The sequence below is a fragment of the Enemella dayhoffiae genome, assembly GCF_002250625.1.
GTDB classification, from domain to species: domain Bacteria; phylum Actinomycetota; class Actinomycetes; order Propionibacteriales; family Propionibacteriaceae; genus Enemella; species Enemella dayhoffiae.
Genome location: NZ_NMVQ01000046.1, coordinates 1 through 16,781, shown reverse-complemented (window position 1 = coordinate 16,781; position 16,781 = coordinate 1). Strand labels below are relative to the sequence as shown.

Here is a 16,781-nt window from a genome sequence, read left to right as displayed (position 1 = left end):
TTCAGCGGCGCATGGCATAGAAGCGGCCGAGGAACTCGTCTCGGAACGCTTTGAACTCACCGCTCCTGATGCTGGCGCGGATGTCGTCGACCAGGCGTACGGTGAACCGCTCGTTGTGGATCGTGGCCAGGGTGCCGGCGACGCTCTCCTTGGCCTTGAACAGGTGGTGCAGATAGGCCCGGGTGTAGTGGGCGCAGGTGTAGCAGTCGCAGACTTCCTGGATGGGGTTGAAGTTGCGACGATTGGCGGCGTTGGTCACGTTGAACCTGCCGTCGGCGGTATAGACGGCCGCCTTGCGACCGACCCGGGAGGGCTGTACGCAGTCGAAGGTGTCCGCCCCGTTGGCGATCGCGGCGAAGAAGTCGTCGGGCTCGGAGATGCCGAGCAGGTGCCGCGGCTTGTCCTCCGGCAACTCCTCGGCGACCCAGCCGACGATGGTGCCCAGGTTCTCCTTCTCCAATGCCCCGCCGATGCCGAATCCGTCGAACCGCTGCCCGGCCAGCTCCATCGCCCCCAGGTCGCGGGCCGCCTTGCGCCGCAGATCCTCATATTGCGCACCCTGCAGCACGCCGAACAGTGCCTGGTAAGGCTTTCCGGCGCGCTCGTCGGTGAGCCGGCGATGCTCGACCAGGCAGCGTTCGGCCCAGCGGCGGGTACGCTCCAGCGACTCCTCCTGATAGGCGCGGGTGTTCATCAGGGTGGTCAGCTCGTCGAACGCGAAGATGATGTCCGCGCCGAGCTGGTGCTGCACCTGCATCGACACCTCGGGGGTGAACCGGTGCATGGACCCGTTCAGGTGGGACTTGAAGGTGACGCCGTCATCGTCCACGTGGGCCAGTCGCTCCCGACCCTCGGCGATCACGTCGTCGTCGCCGACCCGGCTGGCGTCCATCACCAGCACCTTCTTGAATCCCGCCCCCAGGCTCATCACCTGATAGCCACCGGAGTCGGTGAAGGTGGGCCCGGGCCAGTTCATGAAGGTGCCCAGGCCGCCGGCCTGATCGACGATGTCGGCACCCGGTTGCAGATAGAGGTGATAGGCGTTGGCCAGCACCGCCTGGGCACCCAGCTCCCGGATGGCCTCGGGCAGCACCGCCTTCACGGTCGCCTGCGTGCCGACCACGATGAACGCCGGGGTCTCGATCTCGCCGTGCGGGGTCCGGATCACTCCGGTACGCCCCAGTTCGCCCTCGAGGCGGGTGTCGATCCGGAAGCCGAAATCCTGTTCGCTCATGATGTCCGAGGCTATCGCCCCCGGCTCACCGCACGAGCCGGCTCGACCTCACTGGAGCAGCAGTTCGACCTCGTTCTTGGCCACCTTGGTGCAGGTGACCGTGACCCCGGCGACCTCCTGCACCTGCCCCTGGGTGCACTCGAAGCTGTAGCTGCGGGTACGCCCGATGGCAGACATCCGGGCGATGCCCCCCTCTTCGGCCGACTGCAGCCGCATCCGGTCCTGATTCTTCTTGTCGTTCTTGTCCGGGGTGGGCCGGCTGCCGCGCGTGCGCGGTGCGTCAAAGCGCTTGTGCTCCAGCTTCGCCTCGGCCCCGGCACCCTTCAGACTGACCGTGCAGTCCAGGCTCATCAGCGGGCACTTCGTCTGGCCCGTCTTCCAGGTCGAGCAACCGCCCGTGGCAAGCACCGTCCCCAAAGCCAGGGGTGCGATCAGGAGTCCCGCTGTCATCCTCGCCCGTTGTCCCATCCCCCGATGGTGACAGGTGAGAAGGTCAAGCCCGCTCCCTCACGCTCGGAGCCGGAGTGCCCCGATCGCCACGACCCCAGCGGTGGAGGTGCGCAACACGGCGTCGGAGATCCGCACCGGTGTCGCGCCGGCACCCACCATCGCGTCCAACTCGTCGGAACTGATGCCACCCTCGGGGCCGATCACCAGCAGGATCTCCCCTGCAGCGGGAATGTCCACCTGGGCGAGAGACTCGGTCGCGTCCTCGTGCAGCACCAGGGCCAGGTCGGCGGCGGAGATCCGCTCCAGCAGCCGCCTGGTCGACAGCGGGCCGGCCACCGCCGGCACGGTCAACCGGCGGCTCTGCTTGGTCGCCTCACGCGCGGTCGCCGCCCACTTGCGCAAGGACTTCTCCCCGCGCTCCCCCGACCACTTGACGATGGAGCGGGACGCCTGCCAGGCGAGGATCTCCGAGACCCCCACCTCGGTCATCATCTCGACCGCCAGCTCACCTCGATCGCCCTTGGCGAGGGCCTGCGCGACGGTGATCCGCAGCGGTCGCTGAGCCGACGCCAGGTGCTCTCGCACCTCCAGGTCGAGCCCCTGCTTGTCGGCGCCGACCACCGCGGCGACCAGCCCGCGGCCTTCGCCGTCGGCGAGCAGGATCTCTTCCCCGGCGGTGATTCTGCGCACCACCGCGGCATGCCGCCCCTCGTCACCGGCCAGGCGTACGCCCGAACCGACCGGCGGCAGCGGGTCGGCCAGCTCGGCCAGAAACAGGGGTCTGGTCACGTCAGCGCAGCGATTCCCAGAACCGCTCGAAGCGGCCCTTCTCCCGCTTGTGCACCTGTTCCGCCTCGGCGTTGGTCTCCTCACGGAGCTCGGCCAGCTGGCGCAGCAGGTCCCGCTGCTCGGCGTTCACCCTGGTCGGGGTCAGCACCAGCAGTGTCACACAGAGCTCGCCACGACCCTTGCCGCGCAGCTGCGGGATTCCCCGCCCGGGGATGGTGAGCCGGGTCCCCGACTGCGTGCCGGCCGGGACCTCCAGGCGTACCGAATCCTGCTCCGGATCGGAATCCGGCTGATCGGCCTCCAGTGTCCGCACGTTCACCTCGGTGCCCAGTGCGGCGGCGGTCATCGGGAGCCGGACCACCATCTCGAGGTCGTTGCCGTTGCGCTTGAACAGGGGGTGCTCGGCCACCACGATCTCGACGTAGAGGTCACCGGCGGGTCCACCACCTGGGCCGACCTCGCCGTGGGAGGCCAGGTGCACCCGCATCCCGGTGTCCACCCCGGCGGGGATCTTGACGGTGATCTCGCGGGCGGTGCGAATGCGGCCCTCACCATCGCATTCCCCACAGGGCTGAGGAATCACGCTGCCATAGCCGCGGCAGTTCGGGCACGGCTGACTGGTCCGGATGTCACCGAGGAAGGAGCGCTGGATCTGCGTCACGTCGCCACGGCCGTGACAGGTGCGGCACTGCTCGGGCTTCGACCCCTCGGCCGCACCCGCCCCCTGACAGCGGGGACACAGCACAGCTGTCTCCATCGCGATCACCCGGGACACCCCGAACGCCGCCTCGTGCAACTCCAACTGGAGTTGGACCAGCGCGTCCTGGCCGCGGCGTACCCGAGAGCGCGGGCCACGCGCGGACTGCTGGCCGAACATCGCGTCCACCAGGTTGGTGAAGTCGAAGCCGGCCCCACCGAAGTCGCCGAACCCCGCGCCGCCGCCGAAGCCCGCGGCGCTGCGTCCGCTGGGGTTGCCACCGCGGTCATAGATGCTGCGCTTGCGCTGGTCGGAGAGCACGTCGTAGGCCTCCTGCACCTGCTTGAACTTCTCCGCGGCGCCGTCATCGGTGGCCACGTCGGGGTGATAGCGCATCGCCATCCGCCGATAGGCCTTCTTGATCTGGTCGGCGCTCGCGTCGCGGGCCACCTCGAGGATCTCGTAGTAGTCAGTCATCTGGCCTTCTCGTCATCCTTCGTTGAGGAACCGGCCGACGTAACGCGCCACCGCGCGTACCGTCGCCATCGTTGAGGGGTAGTCCATCCGGGTCGGCCCGACGATGCCGAGGCTCGCCCACACGTCTTCGGGACTGCCGTAGGCCGAGGCGACCAACGAGGTGGTCTGCAACGGCACGTATTCGTTCTCGTGCCCGATCCGCACCGTCACGTCCGGACCGCTGACCGTTTCACCGAGCAGCTTGAGCAGCACCACCTGCTCCTCCAGCGCCTCGAGCACGGGCTGCACGGTGCTGCTGAAATCCCCCAGTCGGGTCAGGTTGGGCACCCCACCCACCACGACTCGGGTCGAGGCTCCGGTGCCCAGAACTTCAAGCAGGGCGGCGATCGCGACCTGGGTGCGGGACTGCTCCTCCGACCCGACCAGGCTGCTCAACCGGGACAGCTCGTAAGCCGCGTCGGCCGGCGTACGCCCCACCACCGAGTCGTTGAGCCGGGTCTTCAGCACGGCCAGGTCATCCTCGCCGTGACCGGGCAACTCCACCGTGCGCTGCTCCACCCGGCCGGCGGAGTTGATCACGATCAGCAGCACCCGATCCGGGGTCAGCGACACCACCTCGACGTGCCGCAGGGTGGTCGCGGACAGCACCGGATATTGCACGATCGCGACCTGCTGGGTGATCTGGGCCAGCAGCCGCACGGTGCGGGTGACGATGTCGTCCACGTCGGCCGCACCGGACAGGAAGGTCTGGATGGCGCGGCGCTCGGCCGCCGAGAGCGGCTTCACCCCGGCGAGCCGGTCGACGAACAACCGGTAACCCTTGTCGGTCGGGATCCGCCCGGCGCTGGTGTGCGGCTGGGCGATGTAGCCCTCCTCCTCCAGCACCGCCATGTCGTTGCGCACCGTGGCCGGCGAGACGCCGAGGTCATAGCGGTCGGCCAACGCCTTCGACCCGACCGGCTCGCGGCTGGAGACGTAGTCGGTGACGATGGCCCGCAGCACCTGCAGCTTCCGTTCGTCGAGCATCTCCACCTCCTGCCGTCTCGTGGCTCCGGGTCCGGACCGGTCGGTCGAATCCGGACCGGATCGGGAGTTTGGCACTCATTTGGCGCGAGTGCCAGTCTAGCGGGTATGAGCGAACAGACCCCGGCAGCGAATTCGGGTTCCCGCGAGGGCGGGTGGCGCTCGGTGGCGCCGGGCGTGTGGACGCTGGTGGCCGAGCCGGATGCGGTGAACCTCGGACTGGTCGCCGGCTCGCAGGGGGCGGTGCTGATCGACACCGGTTCCACCCCCGAGCAGGGCCGCCGACTGGCCGCTCGCGTCACTGAGGTGACCGACGTCCCGCTGATCGGCGGCGTGGTCACCCATGCCGATCGCGATCACTGGTTCGGGCTCGGCGGCCTGCTCGGAGTGCCGGCCTGGGGGCACGAGTCGCTGGCGGAGCGGCTCGATGACGCCGAGACGCTGGGTGAGGCTCAGTCGCTGGGGTTGACCGCCGCCGACCTGCGGGTGCCGGAGCACCTGTTCTCGGTGGCCGCCTCGATCGACCTGGGCGGGGTGCACCTGGAGCTGCTGCACCTGGGGCCGGCGCACACCGAGGGCGACGTGCTGGTCAACGTCCCGCGCACCGCCGAGGGTGGGCCGGGGGTGCTGTTCACCGGCGACCTGGTGGAGCAGCCGCACCCGTTCTATGGGGCCACCTCATCGCCGCGCGGCTGGCCCGAGGTGTTGAACATGGTGCTCGGCATGGTGCGGCCGGAGGTCGTTGTGGTCCCCGGGCACGGTTCGGTGGTCGATCTCGATTTCGTGGTGCGCCAGCTCGCGGCGCTGGCGTCGCTGCCGCCCGAGGCGGAGCGGCTGGTGCGAGCCGGCGTACGCCTGTCCGACGCCGAGCGGGAGGGCGAGTGGCAGCTGCCGTGGGCCAACGTGGAGGAGGGGGTACGCCGGGCGTACGCCGAACTGGCCGCCGATGGCGTACGCACTCGATTGCCGCTGGCCGGAGGACACTGACCACGGCTCAGAGGAATCGCCGGAAGCTCAACGCAGACAGGCTTTCGCGACCTGCCAGGTCGCCTCGTCGGCGGCCACCAGCAAGGGGCCGCCCACGCCCCGACCCTGATATTCGGCGCCGCCCACCATCCGAGCCACACCGCCCACCTCGCGCACCATCAGGCTTCCCGGGACGTGATCCCACGGCTTCAGGGCGCGATAGATCAGGAAGTCGCTGCCGTCGGCGCACAGCTTCGGATAGTCGATCCCGCAGCTGAACGCCGTCCAGCCGAGGTCGACACCGGAGGGGACATCGTGGTGCAGCAGCCGGCGGTTGGAGGTCTCGCCCCGCAGCGCTGAGCTGTTGGGGGCCGGCCGGGTCACCCGGGCGCCGTTGCGGGTCAGCCCGGCGCCGCGCTCGGCCACCCAGGCGGCGTCGTGCTCCGGCTGCCAGATCCAGCCGCGGGTGATCTCGCCACCGCGCAGCTCACCGATCATCACCGCATAGTCGGGGGAGCCCTCGACGAAGTTGCGGGTCCCGTCGACCGGGTCGACGACGAACGCGTGCTCGGCACCGGCCAGGGCGTCGACCAGGCCCGGGTCGGCGGCGGTCGCCTCCTCGCCGATCACGACCGCGCCGGGGAAGGCGCGGTGCAGTGCATCGGTCAGGATCACCTCGGCCTCGCGATCGGCGATGGTGACGTAGTCACCCGGCTTCTTCTCGGCCACCTCACCCCGGGAGAGGGCACGCCAACGGGGGCGGACCACCGCTTCGGCGGTCCCCTTGATCAGTTCCAGCACGCCGTCGGTGTCCAGGCTCATGGGCCTCAGCCTGCCGCATCAGGCCCGTTGACCACGAACCGTTCCCTCTGTATCGTTCTACTAGAACGATTAAGAAGGAGTCGGAATGAGTCGGGTGACCATCAAGACCGTGGCCAAGGCCGTCGGCGTGTCCGCGGCCACGGTCAGCAACGCCTACAACAAGCCCGACCAACTGTCCGCCGCCCTGCGGGAGCGCGTGCTGGCCAAGGCGGCCGAGCTCGGTTACGACGGACCCAACGCGGCCGCCCAGTCCCTGCGCAGCGGCCGGGCGAACGCGATCGGGGTGCTGCTCAGCTATCACCTGCCCTATGCCTTCTCGGACCCGTTCGCGGTGGACTTCCTGGCCGGGTTGAGCGAGGCGTGCAGCGAGCAGCGGGCCGCGCTGGTGCTGCTGCCGCTGGCCGGGGAGCCCGACCAGGAGCCCGATCTGGGCGCACTGCGGCGGGCGAACATCGACGGGCTCACCGAGATCTGCCTGACCCATGTGGTGGCCTCGGTGAACGAGTTGACCCGGCGCCGTGGCCTGCCCTTCGTCGGCACGTTCATCAACCCGGACAACGACTACGTGGCCATCGACGACGTCGACGCAGGGCGGTTGCTCGGTGAGCACCTGCACCGGCTCGGGCATCGGGATGTGACCGTGCTGTGGGACTCGGCCCGTCCCCCTGGGTCCAGCCCGCGGGAGGTCCCGGCCGACGCGTCGACGACCAGCCACTACGAGCAGCTGGACCGGATGTGGGTCGACCGCTTCCGCGGGGTGGCCGAGGGCATGCCGGGAGCCCGGTTCCGGTTGGTCGAGGGTGGGATCAACTCGCTCGAGTCGGGCCGGACCGCTGGGGCGTACGCCCTGGACCAGGCGACGCGGAGCACCGCCATCGTCTGCATGTCGGACGTGATGGCGCTCGGCGTGCTCGATGCGATGCGCGCCCGTGGGCTGAGCGCTCCCGGCGATGTGTCCGTGTGCGGGATCGACGACATCGCCGCGGCGACCTCCGCCGGGCTCACCACGGTCCATCAACCCAGCCACGAAAAGGGGCTGCGCGTCGGCAGGTTGCTGCTCGACCCCAGCCTCACCGAACGACAGGTGATCCTCCCGGTCGAGCTGGTCGTGCGCCGCAGCACCGGCCCCGCCCCACGAACCTGACCCCACGAACCTGACCCCACGAACCTGAAGGGAACACGCATGTACGTCTTCACCAACGCCACCGACGCCGCCCGTCGGCAGAACCAGTCCGCCCTCCCCCAGGCGCCCGTGCTGCCGGGCGCAGAAGCGACGCCGCTGCGGCGTACCGTCGCGGTGACGCTGCGCCGACTGGCGCAGGCCCAACTGCGAATGGCGCAGCGGATCGACCGCCCGCAGCCGCGGCCGCAGTGGGCCACCTCGGCCCACTGAGGTCTGGGGCCGGAGCCTCAACCCTGGGGATGATCGGCGGTCACGAAGTCGATCAGCTTCTCCACCTCGGTGAGCAGCTTCGGGTCGAGGTCTGACCATGAGTTCACCTTGCCCAGCAGCATTTGCCAGGCCTTGGCGATGTCGGTCTGGTTGCGGTGCGGCAGTCCGAGGTGGTCACAGATGCCGGACTTCCAGTCGGTGCCGCGGGGGATGTCCGGCCACGCCCTCAGCCCGACCCGTTCGGGTTTGATGGCCGCCCAGATGTCGATGAACCGGTGGCCGGTGACTAACACCCAGTCGGCGTACGGTCCGTCGGCGACCTGGTCGGCGATGCGCTGTTCCTTGCTGCCGGGTACCAGGTGATCGGCGAGTACGCCGAGTCGGCGGCCCTGTTCGGGGGCGAACTTCGCCACGATCTCGGGCAGGTCGTCGATACCGCCGAGATATTCGACGACCACGCCGACGTGGCGCAGGTCGTCGCCCCAGATCTTCTCCACCAGCTCGGCGTCGTGGCGTCCCTCGACGTAGATCCGGCTGGGCAGGGCCACCCGAGCCTGCTTGGTCGGGGCACTACGGCGCGACCCGGACGCGGTGTGGGTGAGCGCCCGCGGCGGCGCCTGTTTCTTGCCGACGACCAGGCTGACGGGCTCGCCCTCGAGCCACAGCCCGGGCCCCATCGGGAAGCTGCGTCGCTTGCCCCGGCGGTCCTCCAGGACGACCACCCCGTTCTCCCAGCGCACCACGGCTCCGCAGAAGCCGGTGCTCGGATCCTCCAGCACCAGGTCGCGCTCGACCGGCAGCTCCCGGGAGGTCTTCTTGCCGGCCTTCTGCCAGCCGGCGCTCAGTACGTCACCTGAATATCGATCGTGGGAAGGCACCCGGCGATGATAGGCACCCCGCTGGCCGGACTCACGCCCCCACGCCCACCTTTGCCGGGTCAGTCGAGGAGGTCGCGGACGACGCCGTCGGCGAGCAGGCGGCCGGTCAGGGTGAGCACGAGGCGGTCGTCGCGCAGCTCGGCCAGGCCGCGGCGTACCGGGTCGGTGACCCGGGACCGCTCGCTGTCGGTGAGCACCGCCAGCGGCAGCCCGTCGGCGAGCCGCAGTTCCAGCAACACGCGCTCCATCCGGCGGGTCTCGGCGTCCAAGGCCTCCCGGGCGTACGCCGGACTCTCCCCCGCGACCAACCGACCGGCGTAGGCGGTGGGATGCTTGACGTTCCAGAACCGTACGCCGCCGATGTGGCTGTGCGCCCCGGGACCGACCCCCCACCAGTTGTCGCCGCGCCAGTAGGCCAGGTTGTGCCGGCACCGGGCCTGTGGCGTACGCGCCCAGTTGCTCACCTCATAGGCCGAGAATCCCTGTGCGGACAGCAGTTCCTCGGCCAGCAGATACTTGTCGGCCAGGTCGTCATCATCGGGGGCGGGCAGCTCGCGGCGGCGGATCCTCGAAGCGAGCCGGGTGCCCTCCTCGACGATCAGCGCGTAGGCGCTGACGTGGTCCACCTCGGCGTCCAGCACCGCCTGCAGCGAGGCGCGCCAGTCGTCGAGGGTCTCCCCCGGCGTACCGAAGATCAGGTCCAGGCTGACCTGATCGAAGCCGGCCGCCCGTGCCTCGGCCACGGCCTGCTGCGCCCGTCCCGGGGTGTGTTCGCGGTCCAGCACCCGCAGCACGTGCTCGGCCGCCGACTGCATGCCGAAGGAGATCCGGGTGAACCCGGCCTCGCGCAGCCGGGCCAGGTCCGCGGCGGACACCGAATCGGGGTTGGACTCGGTGGTCACCTCGGCGTCGTCGGCCAAACCGAAGCGTTCGTCAACGCCACCGAGCAGCCGCCCCAGCTCGGTCGGCGGAAGCAGGGTCGGCGTACCCCCGCCGACGAAGACCGTGTCGACCTTCGGCACCCGATCCCCCAGCACCCGGGCCGCCAGATCCAGCTCGGCCAGCGCGCTGTCGACGTAGTCCGTGCGCGAGGCACCCGGGCCCAGCTCGGCTGCGGTGTAGGTGTTGAAGTCGCAGTAGCCGCAGCGGGTGCGGCAGAACGGCACGTGCAGATAGATCCCGAAGCGATGATCGGGTAGTTCCGCCAGCGCGGCGTCGGGCAGCGAGCCGTCGCGCGGAGCGGGGTCTCCCTCGGGGAGCGTGGACGGCATACCCCTCCTCAGGTCGGGTTCGAGGCCCAACCCTAGCCGCCGGTTCACGCGCCACTGGAAATTTCAACTACGCTGGCCCGTGGCCCTCAAGCGGGCCGGACGACCACCTCACAGGAGGCAGACCACCGTGGGCAAGAACCCGATCCGTGTAGCCATCGTCGGCGTGGGCAACTGCGCCTCTTCGCTGGTGCAGGGGGTGACGTTCTATGCCGACGCCGACGAGACCGAGTCGGTGCCGGGCCTGATGCACGTCAGGTTCGGGGACTATCACGTCAGCGATGTCGAGTTCGTGGCCGCGTTCGACGTGGACGCGGAGAAGGTGGGCAGCGATCTGGCCGAGGCGATCAACGCCTCGCAGAACAACACCATCAAGATCTGCGACGTCGCCCCCACCGGGGTGATCGTGCAGCGCGGGCACACCCTGGACGGTCTCGGCCGCTACTACCGCGAAACGATCACCGAGTCCGAGGCCGAGCCGGTCGACGTCGTCGCGGCGCTCAAGGACGCGCAGGTCGATGTGCTGGTCAGCTATCTGCCGGTCGGCTCGCAGGAGGCCGACGAGTTCTATGCCCAGTGTGCGATCGACGCCGGTTGCGCGTTCGTGAACGCTCTGCCGGTGTTCATCGCCGGTACGCCGGAGTGGGCGGAGAAGTTCCGCGCCGCCGGGCTGCCGATCGTCGGCGACGACATCAAGTCCCAGGTCGGCGCCACCATCACCCACCGGGTGATGGCGCGGCTGATGGAGGAGCGCGGCTATGTGGTCGATCGCACCTATCAGCTGAACGTCGGCGGCAACATGGACTTCAAGAACATGCTCGAACGCGACCGGCTGGAGTCGAAGAAGATCTCCAAGACCCAGGCGGTCACCTCCAACATCCCACACGAGCTCGCGGCGTCCGACGTGCACATCGGACCGTCGGACTATGTGGGCTGGTTGGAGGACCGCAAGTTCGCATTCGTACGCCTGGAGGGCCACGGCTTCGGCAACGCGCCGATGTCGATCGAGTACAAGTTGGAGGTGTGGGACTCGCCCAACTCCGCCGGGGTGATCATCGACGCGGTCCGCGCTGCGAAGATCGGTCTGGACCGTGGCATCGGCGGCCCGCTCACCTCCGCCTCGGCGTACCTGATGAAGAGCCCGCCCGAGCAGCGTCCCGACAACATCGCCCGGGAGCGGCTCGAGGCGTTCATCGTCGGCGACGAGGAGCGCTGACCCTTCGACAGGCTCAGGGAACGGCCTGTGGATAACTGGCTACCGGAGCTCGCGGAATCCTGATCCCAGTGGGGGTATGACACAGATCACCCCCACACAGACACTTCGTCGCTTCTTCGCCGGACCGGCCGGACCGGCCGACTATGGCGGGCTGTCCCGGACCGCCCACCACGCCTGGTGGCGCCCTTTGCTGTCCTGGTGCTGTTCGCGGTGTTCGCCGCCGCGGGCATCGGCCTGGTGCTGTTGCTCGTCGTCCTGCAGGGATTGCTGGCAGGTGTGCCTCGGGCACTCGGTGACCTGGCCTCCGAGGACGGAGCCGCGGGGGCTGCTGGCCAACAACGTGGTTCTGGCCGCCCTCATCCCGGCCGTGGTGGGCGCCACCGCGCTCGCGCAGCGGCTCCGCCCCGGGTCCGTGCACTCGGTGGCCGGTCGGTTCCCTTCCGCGCCTGGCCGGTGCTGAACGTGGGCGGCTGGTTCCGCAGACCGTTGCTGGCCTGGCTGGTGCCGCTGACGCTGTCCAGCCTGCTGTTCGTCGTGCTCCACGGATCGGTGCACCCGTGGGCCTTGCTCGACCTGGCGGTGTTCGCGGCCGCCGCCGGGCTGGTCACCTGGCGTACCGGAGGGATGGAGGCCGCCGTCGTGATGCACAGCCTCAACAATGTGATCGCCATCTGCTCGAGCGCGGTGTTGGGCCGATTCACGGCGGGGTTCGTCCAGGCCCGTCCCCGAGACCCGGGACTCCGAGGTGGTCCGGGTCCACGCCTGCTATACCTCGTCGCCGTCGCCGTCGGCAACACCGACGGCCACCCCCACCACGACCGCGATCCCGTCACCGGCCCCGACCACGGCCCGGCCGACCGGGTCGGCGACCGCGACCCGGCCCACGACGGTCAGCGGCGGCAAGGAGACCTCCGGAGGGCTGGCCAGCACCGGATCCTGAGCCTGGGTTCAGTCAGCCAGGTCGGCGTACGCCTCGGCCAGCGCACGCGCCGAGACCTCGACCAGGTCCTTCCATGCCAACGCGTCGGAGTCGGCGGAATCCGAGACGTGCTTGACCATCCGCAGGGGTACGCCCAACGTGCGGCAGGCGTACGCAATCGCGAACCCCTCCATGTCGACCAGCTCGCAGCGCCCGAGCAGCGCCTCCCGGGCGGAACCGCCGGCCACGAACGAATCGCCGGTACCGAGCACCGGACCGTCACCGCCGAGGTCGATCCTGTTGTCCACTGCCAGGCCCGCGGCCCCCAGGACCTGCTCGTCCACGTCACGGTTGATCACCGCCGACGGCTCGAAGATCCCCTGCATCCCGTCGACCAGGGCGCCACAGGAGCCGAGGTTGATCACCCGTAAACCGTTACGTGACTGCGGATCCGGGCAGCGCTCCAGAATCGCGCGCGTCGCCGCCACGGCCGCCGCGGTCATCCCGACCCCGGTGATCACCAGGTCGGCATCGGCGGGCAGACCGGTGGCCTCCCACCGGTGGGCGACCAGGACGAGAGCGGACATGCGCCGGCTCAGCCCTTCTTCTCGCCCTTGTCCTTGCCGCCCTCGCCGGTGGAGAGCGCGGCGACGAACGCCTCCTGGGGGACCTCGACGCGGCCGACGACCTTCATCCGCTTCTTGCCCTCCTTCTGCTTCTCCAGCAGCTTTCGCTTGCGGGAGATGTCGCCGCCATAGCACTTGGCGAGCACGTCCTTGCGGATCGCGCGGATGGTTTCGCGGGCGATCACCCGGGCGCCGATCGCGGCCTGGATCGGCACCTCGAACTGCTGCCTGGGAATGAGTTCCTTGAGTTTGCCCGCCATCGCGACGCCATAGGCGTACGCCTTGTCCTTGTGCACGATCGCCGAGAACGCGTCCACCGGCTCGCCGTGCAGCAGGATGTCCACCTTGACCAGATCGGACACCTGCTCCCCGGCCTCGTCATAGTCGAGCGAGGCGTAGCCCTTGGTGCGCGACTTCAGCGCGTCGAAGAAGTCGAACACGATCTCGGCCAGGGGCAGCTGATAGCGGATCTCGACCCGGTCCTCGGACAGGTAGTCCAGGCCGAGCTGGATGCCGCGCTTCTGCTGGCACAGTTCAAGAATCGTGCCGATGTATTCGGCCGGGGCCAGGATGGTCGCCTTGGTGACCGGCTCGTGCACCTCGGCGATCTTGCCGTTGTTGGGATATTCGCTGGGGTTGGTGACCACGTGCTCGGTGCCGTCCTCCATCACGATCCGATAGACGACGTTGGGGGCGGTGGAGATCAGATCCAGGTTGAACTCGCGCTCCAACCGCTCGCGCACGATCTCCATGTGCAGCAGGCCGAGAAATCCCACGCGGAACCCGAAGCCGAGTGCGGTCGAGGTCTCCGGTTCGTAGGTGAGCGCGGCGTCGTTCAGCTGCAGCTTGTCGAGCGCCTCGCGAAGCTCGGTGAAGTCGTTCGCGTCGATCGGGAACAACCCGGAATAGACCATCGGGTTCGGGTGCTTGTAGCCCGACAGCATCTCCGAGGCGGGGTTGTTCGCGGAGGTGACCGTGTCGCCGACCCGGGACTGGCGGACCTCCTTCACCCCGGTGATCAGATAGCCGGTCTCCCCCACGCCGAGCCGGTCCACCTTCATCGGCTCGGGGGAGATCACCCCCACCTCGAGCACCTCGTGGGTGGCGCGGGTGGACATCATCAGGATCTTCTCGCGGTGGCTGAGTTCCCCGTCGACCACCCGGACATAGGTGACCACGCCGCGATAGGTGTCATAGACCGAGTCGAAGATCAGCGCCCGGGCCGGGGCGTCGGCGTCACCGACCGGGGCGGGAATCTTGTCGACGATGTGGTCGAGCAGCTCGCGTACGCCCTCGCCGGTCTTGGCGCTCACCTTGAGCACGTCGCCGGGATCGCAACCGATGATGCCGGCCAGCTCGGCGGCGTACTTCTCGGGGTTGGCGCTGGGCAGGTCGATCTTGTTCAGCACCGGGATGATCTCGAGATCGGCGTCCAGGGCGAGGTAGAGGTTGGCCAGCGTCTGCGCCTCGATCCCCTGCGCCGCGTCGACCAGCAGCACGGCTCCCTCGCACGCCTCCAGCGAGCGCGACACCTCGTAGGTGAAGTCGACGTGACCGGGGGTGTCGATCATATTGAGAACAAACGTCCGGGGGGCTTCGCCCCCCGGAGACCCCCCAGACACAATCCACGGCATGCGCACGGCCTGGGACTTGATGGTGATCCCGCGCTCGCGCTCGATGTCCATCCGGTCCAGGTATTGCGCCCGCATCGTTCGGTCGTCTACCAGCCCGGTCAGCTGCAGCATCCGATCGGCCAGGGTCGACTTGCCGTGGTCTATGTGGGCGATGATGCAGAAGTTCCGGATGATGGCCGGATCGGTCCGGCCGGCGCTGGGAATGCTCGGGGCCATGTGCTTCCTGGTCGTCGTGTCGGTCGGGGCTGGGACATACCATCCTCTCACGCGCCCGCCTCGGATGCCGATTCCGCGGTGTGAAAGCGTGGTGGCGTACAACCCAGTCGACGAAAGAGCCCGAAATGGACATCACCCAGGTCATCCTCGATCAGCACGGTCAACAGCGACGGGACTTCGCCGCCGTCGAGCAGTTCCCGGCCGACGACCTCGAAGGCCTGGGTGCCCTGTGGCACCGGTTGGCCATCTTCCTGGAACTGCACGCCGAGGCCGAGGAGCGCTACTTCTATCCGCACCTGGTCCGGCAGGGTCACGGCGCCGCCGACGCCGACTCGGTCGACGAGGAGGTCGAGGACGCGATCTCCGACCACAACCAGATCCGCGACGCGGTACGCCGGGCAGCCACGTGCAAGGTCGGCTCCGACGACTGGTGGCAGGCGGTCACCGACGCCAACGTCGCCAACTCCGACCACATGGGCGAGGAGGAGCGACAGGACCTGACCGACTTCCGCCGCACCGCCAGCCTGCAGCAGCGCCACGACATCGCGGTGCAGTTCCTGCGCTTTCAGGCGCTGCGCGAGGCCGACGGGATCCCCCCGATCGACAAGGACCCGGAGGCCTACGTGAAGGCGCCCGAACAGACCATGCGCAAGGCCGAGGGCGACAGCTCCGGCGAGTGAGCGGCGGCATACCGGAGCACTCACAGCACCCTCACAGGGCCGCCCCCTTGGGACTGGCCCCACCCCCGGGAACAATGGGTGCATGAGCTATCAGAACCCCAGCGCGGGGCGCCGGCAGGTCGAGACCCCGAAGGGCGCGGCGGTCTTCATGATCGGCGCCGTCCTGCTGCTGTGGGTGCTGGAGGCCATCGACACCGTGTTGATGCACCTGCTCGACCGGCTCGGCATCCACGCCCAGGAACCCACCGGCTGGGTGGGCATCCTGTTCGCGCCGTTCCTGCACTTCGGGTTCGGCCACCTGCTGGCGAACACGATTCCGCTGCTGGTGCTCGGGTTCCTGATCCTGATCGGTCGCGGTGGGGCGGCCAGGATGCTGTGGTCGACCATCATCTCGGCGGTCTGCTCGGGCCTGATCGCCTGGGTGCTCACCCCGGCACACACCGTGATCGTGGGTGCCTCCGGGGTCATCTTCGGCTGGCTCACCTACCTGATGGCGCGCGGGATCTTCGCCCGGGACTGGAAGCACATCGTCATCGGGGTGCTGGTATTCCTGGTCTATGGCGGCGTGCTCTGGGGCGTCTTCCCGACCCAGCAGGGAGTCTCCTGGCAGGCCCACCTGGGCGGCGCGATCGGCGGCGTACTCGCCGCCTGGCTGATGCATCGGAGGGCCAGCCGCAAGGTGATGGTGTGACGCCAGGCCGAGCCCGCCTCGTCCTCACGGCCGCGGCGATGCTGGTCGGTACGCCGCTCCTCGGCGCCTGTTCGCCCGCGGACCCCGGAAGCCCCGAGATCCGTGCCCGTGCCGCGGCAGCGGGGACGGCCGCCGATCGGATGCTGGAGCAACTGAGCGATGGCGACCCGCTTGCCGCCGCTTTTCGCGACGGTTGTCGCCGCGGGCAGCACAACTGGAAGGTGAAGGACGATTTCGACTGGGACTGCGGCTTCCACCGCTACCAGGCGGTGGAGGCCAACGGCACCCTCCGCGAGGTGATCGAGGCCCAGCACCAGCGGCTCCTGGCTGCCGGCTGCCAGCCCGACCAGACCGACAACGAACAACGCCGCGGCCTGCCGGTGATGCTCGATCACTACGAGAAGTATGCGAGTTCGCCCCACAAACTGCCGAGCGTGCGGTATCTCTGTGCCCACCAGGTCGCCGTGGGGGTGAAGATCTCCGATCCGAGCGATCCCAGCCTCTCCACCGGACCGGTTCTCGACGCCTGGTCGCAGGGGGCGTTGGCCCGAGACCGGGTGCTGTCCGAAAAAGTCCCGGACGAGGCCACACGGGCCAGGCTAACCGGGTCGAAGGCCAAGGTGCTGGTGCTCAAGACCGCCAGCGTCAAGTACTACAGGGCGTGATCCTCTCGACCGTGGTGCCTCATAGTCAAGTCCCCGCGTGGTGGGGGGCTGTGCCTCACATAGTTTTCCCCGCGAGAGTGGGGGTCAGCTGGCGCGGATTTTGAGGCCGGCGGGGTCGGGTGGGGTCCAGGTGATCT

General features: G+C 69.0%; 18 protein-coding genes and 1 pseudogene. 8 read left to right on the top strand and 11 right to left on the bottom strand.

Annotated elements, in window-relative coordinates:
• Position 1: 1 nt before the first annotated feature.
• Genes tgt through hrcA form a run of 5 tightly spaced genes read right to left on the bottom strand, consistent with a single transcriptional unit; the run spans position 2 to position 4,673 of the window.
• The gene (gene tgt / locus CGZ93_RS16640; protein ID WP_094365277.1) at positions 2-1,234 is read right to left on the bottom strand and encodes a tRNA guanosine(34) transglycosylase Tgt; all 1,233 of its coding nucleotides are present in this window, start codon (positions 1,232-1,234) and stop codon (positions 2-4) included.
• A gap of 48 nt (positions 1,235-1,282) precedes the next feature.
• Entirely contained in the window at positions 1,283-1,684 is a 402-nt protein-coding gene (locus CGZ93_RS16635) for a hypothetical protein (RefSeq protein ID WP_141211260.1), read from the bottom strand.
• Positions 1,685-1,741: 57 nt separating this feature from the next.
• On the bottom strand, positions 1,742-2,473 hold the full coding sequence (locus tag CGZ93_RS16630; RefSeq protein WP_094365275.1) for a 16S rRNA (uracil(1498)-N(3))-methyltransferase: 732 nt from the start codon (positions 2,471-2,473) through the stop codon (positions 1,742-1,744).
• Position 2,474: 1 nt separating this feature from the next.
• A complete protein-coding gene (gene dnaJ, locus CGZ93_RS16625) occupies positions 2,475-3,647 on the bottom strand; it encodes a molecular chaperone DnaJ (protein WP_094365274.1) in 1,173 nt (390 codons plus the stop codon).
• Between the two features lie 12 nt (positions 3,648-3,659).
• Entirely contained in the window at positions 3,660-4,673 is a 1,014-nt protein-coding gene (gene hrcA / locus CGZ93_RS16620) for a heat-inducible transcriptional repressor HrcA (RefSeq protein ID WP_094365273.1), read from the bottom strand.
• Positions 4,674-4,778: 105 nt separating this feature from the next.
• Here hrcA and CGZ93_RS16615 point away from each other — a divergent pair, with 105 nt between their 5' ends.
• Entirely contained in the window at positions 4,779-5,657 is an 879-nt protein-coding gene (locus CGZ93_RS16615; RefSeq protein WP_094365272.1) for an MBL fold metallo-hydrolase, read from the top strand.
• Between the two features lie 27 nt (positions 5,658-5,684).
• On the opposite strand, the gene CGZ93_RS16610 is transcribed toward CGZ93_RS16615, so the two are convergent.
• On the bottom strand, positions 5,685-6,458 hold the full coding sequence (locus tag CGZ93_RS16610) for an inositol monophosphatase family protein (RefSeq protein WP_212753655.1): 774 nt from the start codon (positions 6,456-6,458) through the stop codon (positions 5,685-5,687).
• Between the two features lie 85 nt (positions 6,459-6,543).
• Here CGZ93_RS16610 and CGZ93_RS16605 point away from each other — a divergent pair, with 85 nt between their 5' ends.
• Both CGZ93_RS16605 and CGZ93_RS16600 read left to right on the top strand, forming a co-directional pair.
• Positions 6,544-7,602, top strand: a complete 1,059-nt coding sequence (locus CGZ93_RS16605) for a LacI family DNA-binding transcriptional regulator (protein ID WP_094365271.1) — start codon at positions 6,544-6,546, stop codon at positions 7,600-7,602.
• Between the two features lie 39 nt (positions 7,603-7,641).
• Positions 7,642-7,851: a hypothetical protein gene (locus CGZ93_RS16600; protein WP_094365270.1), complete on the top strand. Its 210-nt coding sequence runs from the start codon at positions 7,642-7,644 to the stop codon at positions 7,849-7,851.
• A 17-nt stretch (positions 7,852-7,868) separates the two neighbouring features.
• On the opposite strand, the gene CGZ93_RS16595 is transcribed toward CGZ93_RS16600, so the two are convergent.
• Both CGZ93_RS16595 and hemW read right to left on the bottom strand, forming a co-directional pair.
• Positions 7,869-8,729, bottom strand: coding sequence for a DUF3097 domain-containing protein (locus CGZ93_RS16595; protein ID WP_094365269.1), 861 nt, complete (start codon positions 8,727-8,729; stop codon positions 7,869-7,871).
• A gap of 59 nt (positions 8,730-8,788) precedes the next feature.
• Entirely contained in the window at positions 8,789-10,000 is a 1,212-nt protein-coding gene (gene hemW / locus CGZ93_RS16590) for a radical SAM family heme chaperone HemW (protein ID WP_094365268.1), read from the bottom strand.
• 127 nt (positions 10,001-10,127) lie between these two features.
• Here hemW and CGZ93_RS16585 point away from each other — a divergent pair, with 127 nt between their 5' ends.
• On the top strand, positions 10,128-11,213 hold the full coding sequence (locus CGZ93_RS16585; RefSeq protein ID WP_094365267.1) for an inositol-3-phosphate synthase: 1,086 nt from the start codon (positions 10,128-10,130) through the stop codon (positions 11,211-11,213).
• Positions 11,214-11,390: 177 nt separating this feature from the next.
• Positions 11,391-11,867, top strand: a pseudogene (locus CGZ93_RS20165) (CPBP family intramembrane glutamic endopeptidase); the annotation flags it as partial.
• Between the two features lie 111 nt (positions 11,868-11,978).
• On the opposite strand, the gene CGZ93_RS19090 reads toward CGZ93_RS20165, so the two are convergent.
• From CGZ93_RS19090 to lepA, 3 genes are read right to left on the bottom strand one after another with little or no spacing between them, the layout of a single operon-like run.
• Entirely contained in the window at positions 11,979-12,143 is a 165-nt protein-coding gene (locus tag CGZ93_RS19090; protein ID WP_176451815.1) for a hypothetical protein, read from the bottom strand.
• A gap of 18 nt (positions 12,144-12,161) precedes the next feature.
• On the bottom strand, positions 12,162-12,719 hold the full coding sequence (locus CGZ93_RS16570; protein WP_094365264.1) for a nucleosidase: 558 nt from the start codon (positions 12,717-12,719) through the stop codon (positions 12,162-12,164).
• An 8-nt stretch (positions 12,720-12,727) separates the two neighbouring features.
• The gene (lepA, locus tag CGZ93_RS16565; RefSeq protein ID WP_094365263.1) at positions 12,728-14,608 is read right to left on the bottom strand and encodes a translation elongation factor 4; all 1,881 of its coding nucleotides are present in this window, start codon (positions 14,606-14,608) and stop codon (positions 12,728-12,730) included.
• A 125-nt stretch (positions 14,609-14,733) separates the two neighbouring features.
• On the opposite strand from lepA, the gene CGZ93_RS16560 reads away from it, so the two are divergent.
• The 3 genes from CGZ93_RS16560 to CGZ93_RS16550 all read left to right on the top strand — a co-directional run bounded on the left by CGZ93_RS16560 (position 14,734) and on the right by CGZ93_RS16550 (position 16,644).
• Positions 14,734-15,288, top strand: coding sequence for a hemerythrin domain-containing protein (locus CGZ93_RS16560; protein ID WP_094365262.1), 555 nt, complete (start codon positions 14,734-14,736; stop codon positions 15,286-15,288).
• An 82-nt stretch (positions 15,289-15,370) separates the two neighbouring features.
• Positions 15,371-15,979: a rhomboid family intramembrane serine protease gene (locus tag CGZ93_RS16555; RefSeq protein WP_229117541.1), complete on the top strand. Its 609-nt coding sequence runs from the start codon at positions 15,371-15,373 to the stop codon at positions 15,977-15,979.
• Positions 15,976-16,644, top strand: a complete 669-nt coding sequence (locus tag CGZ93_RS16550; protein WP_141211259.1) for a hypothetical protein — start codon at positions 15,976-15,978, stop codon at positions 16,642-16,644. Before CGZ93_RS16555 ends, CGZ93_RS16550 begins: the two co-directional genes overlap by 4 nt.
• The last annotated feature ends 137 nt before the right edge of the window (positions 16,645-16,781 follow it).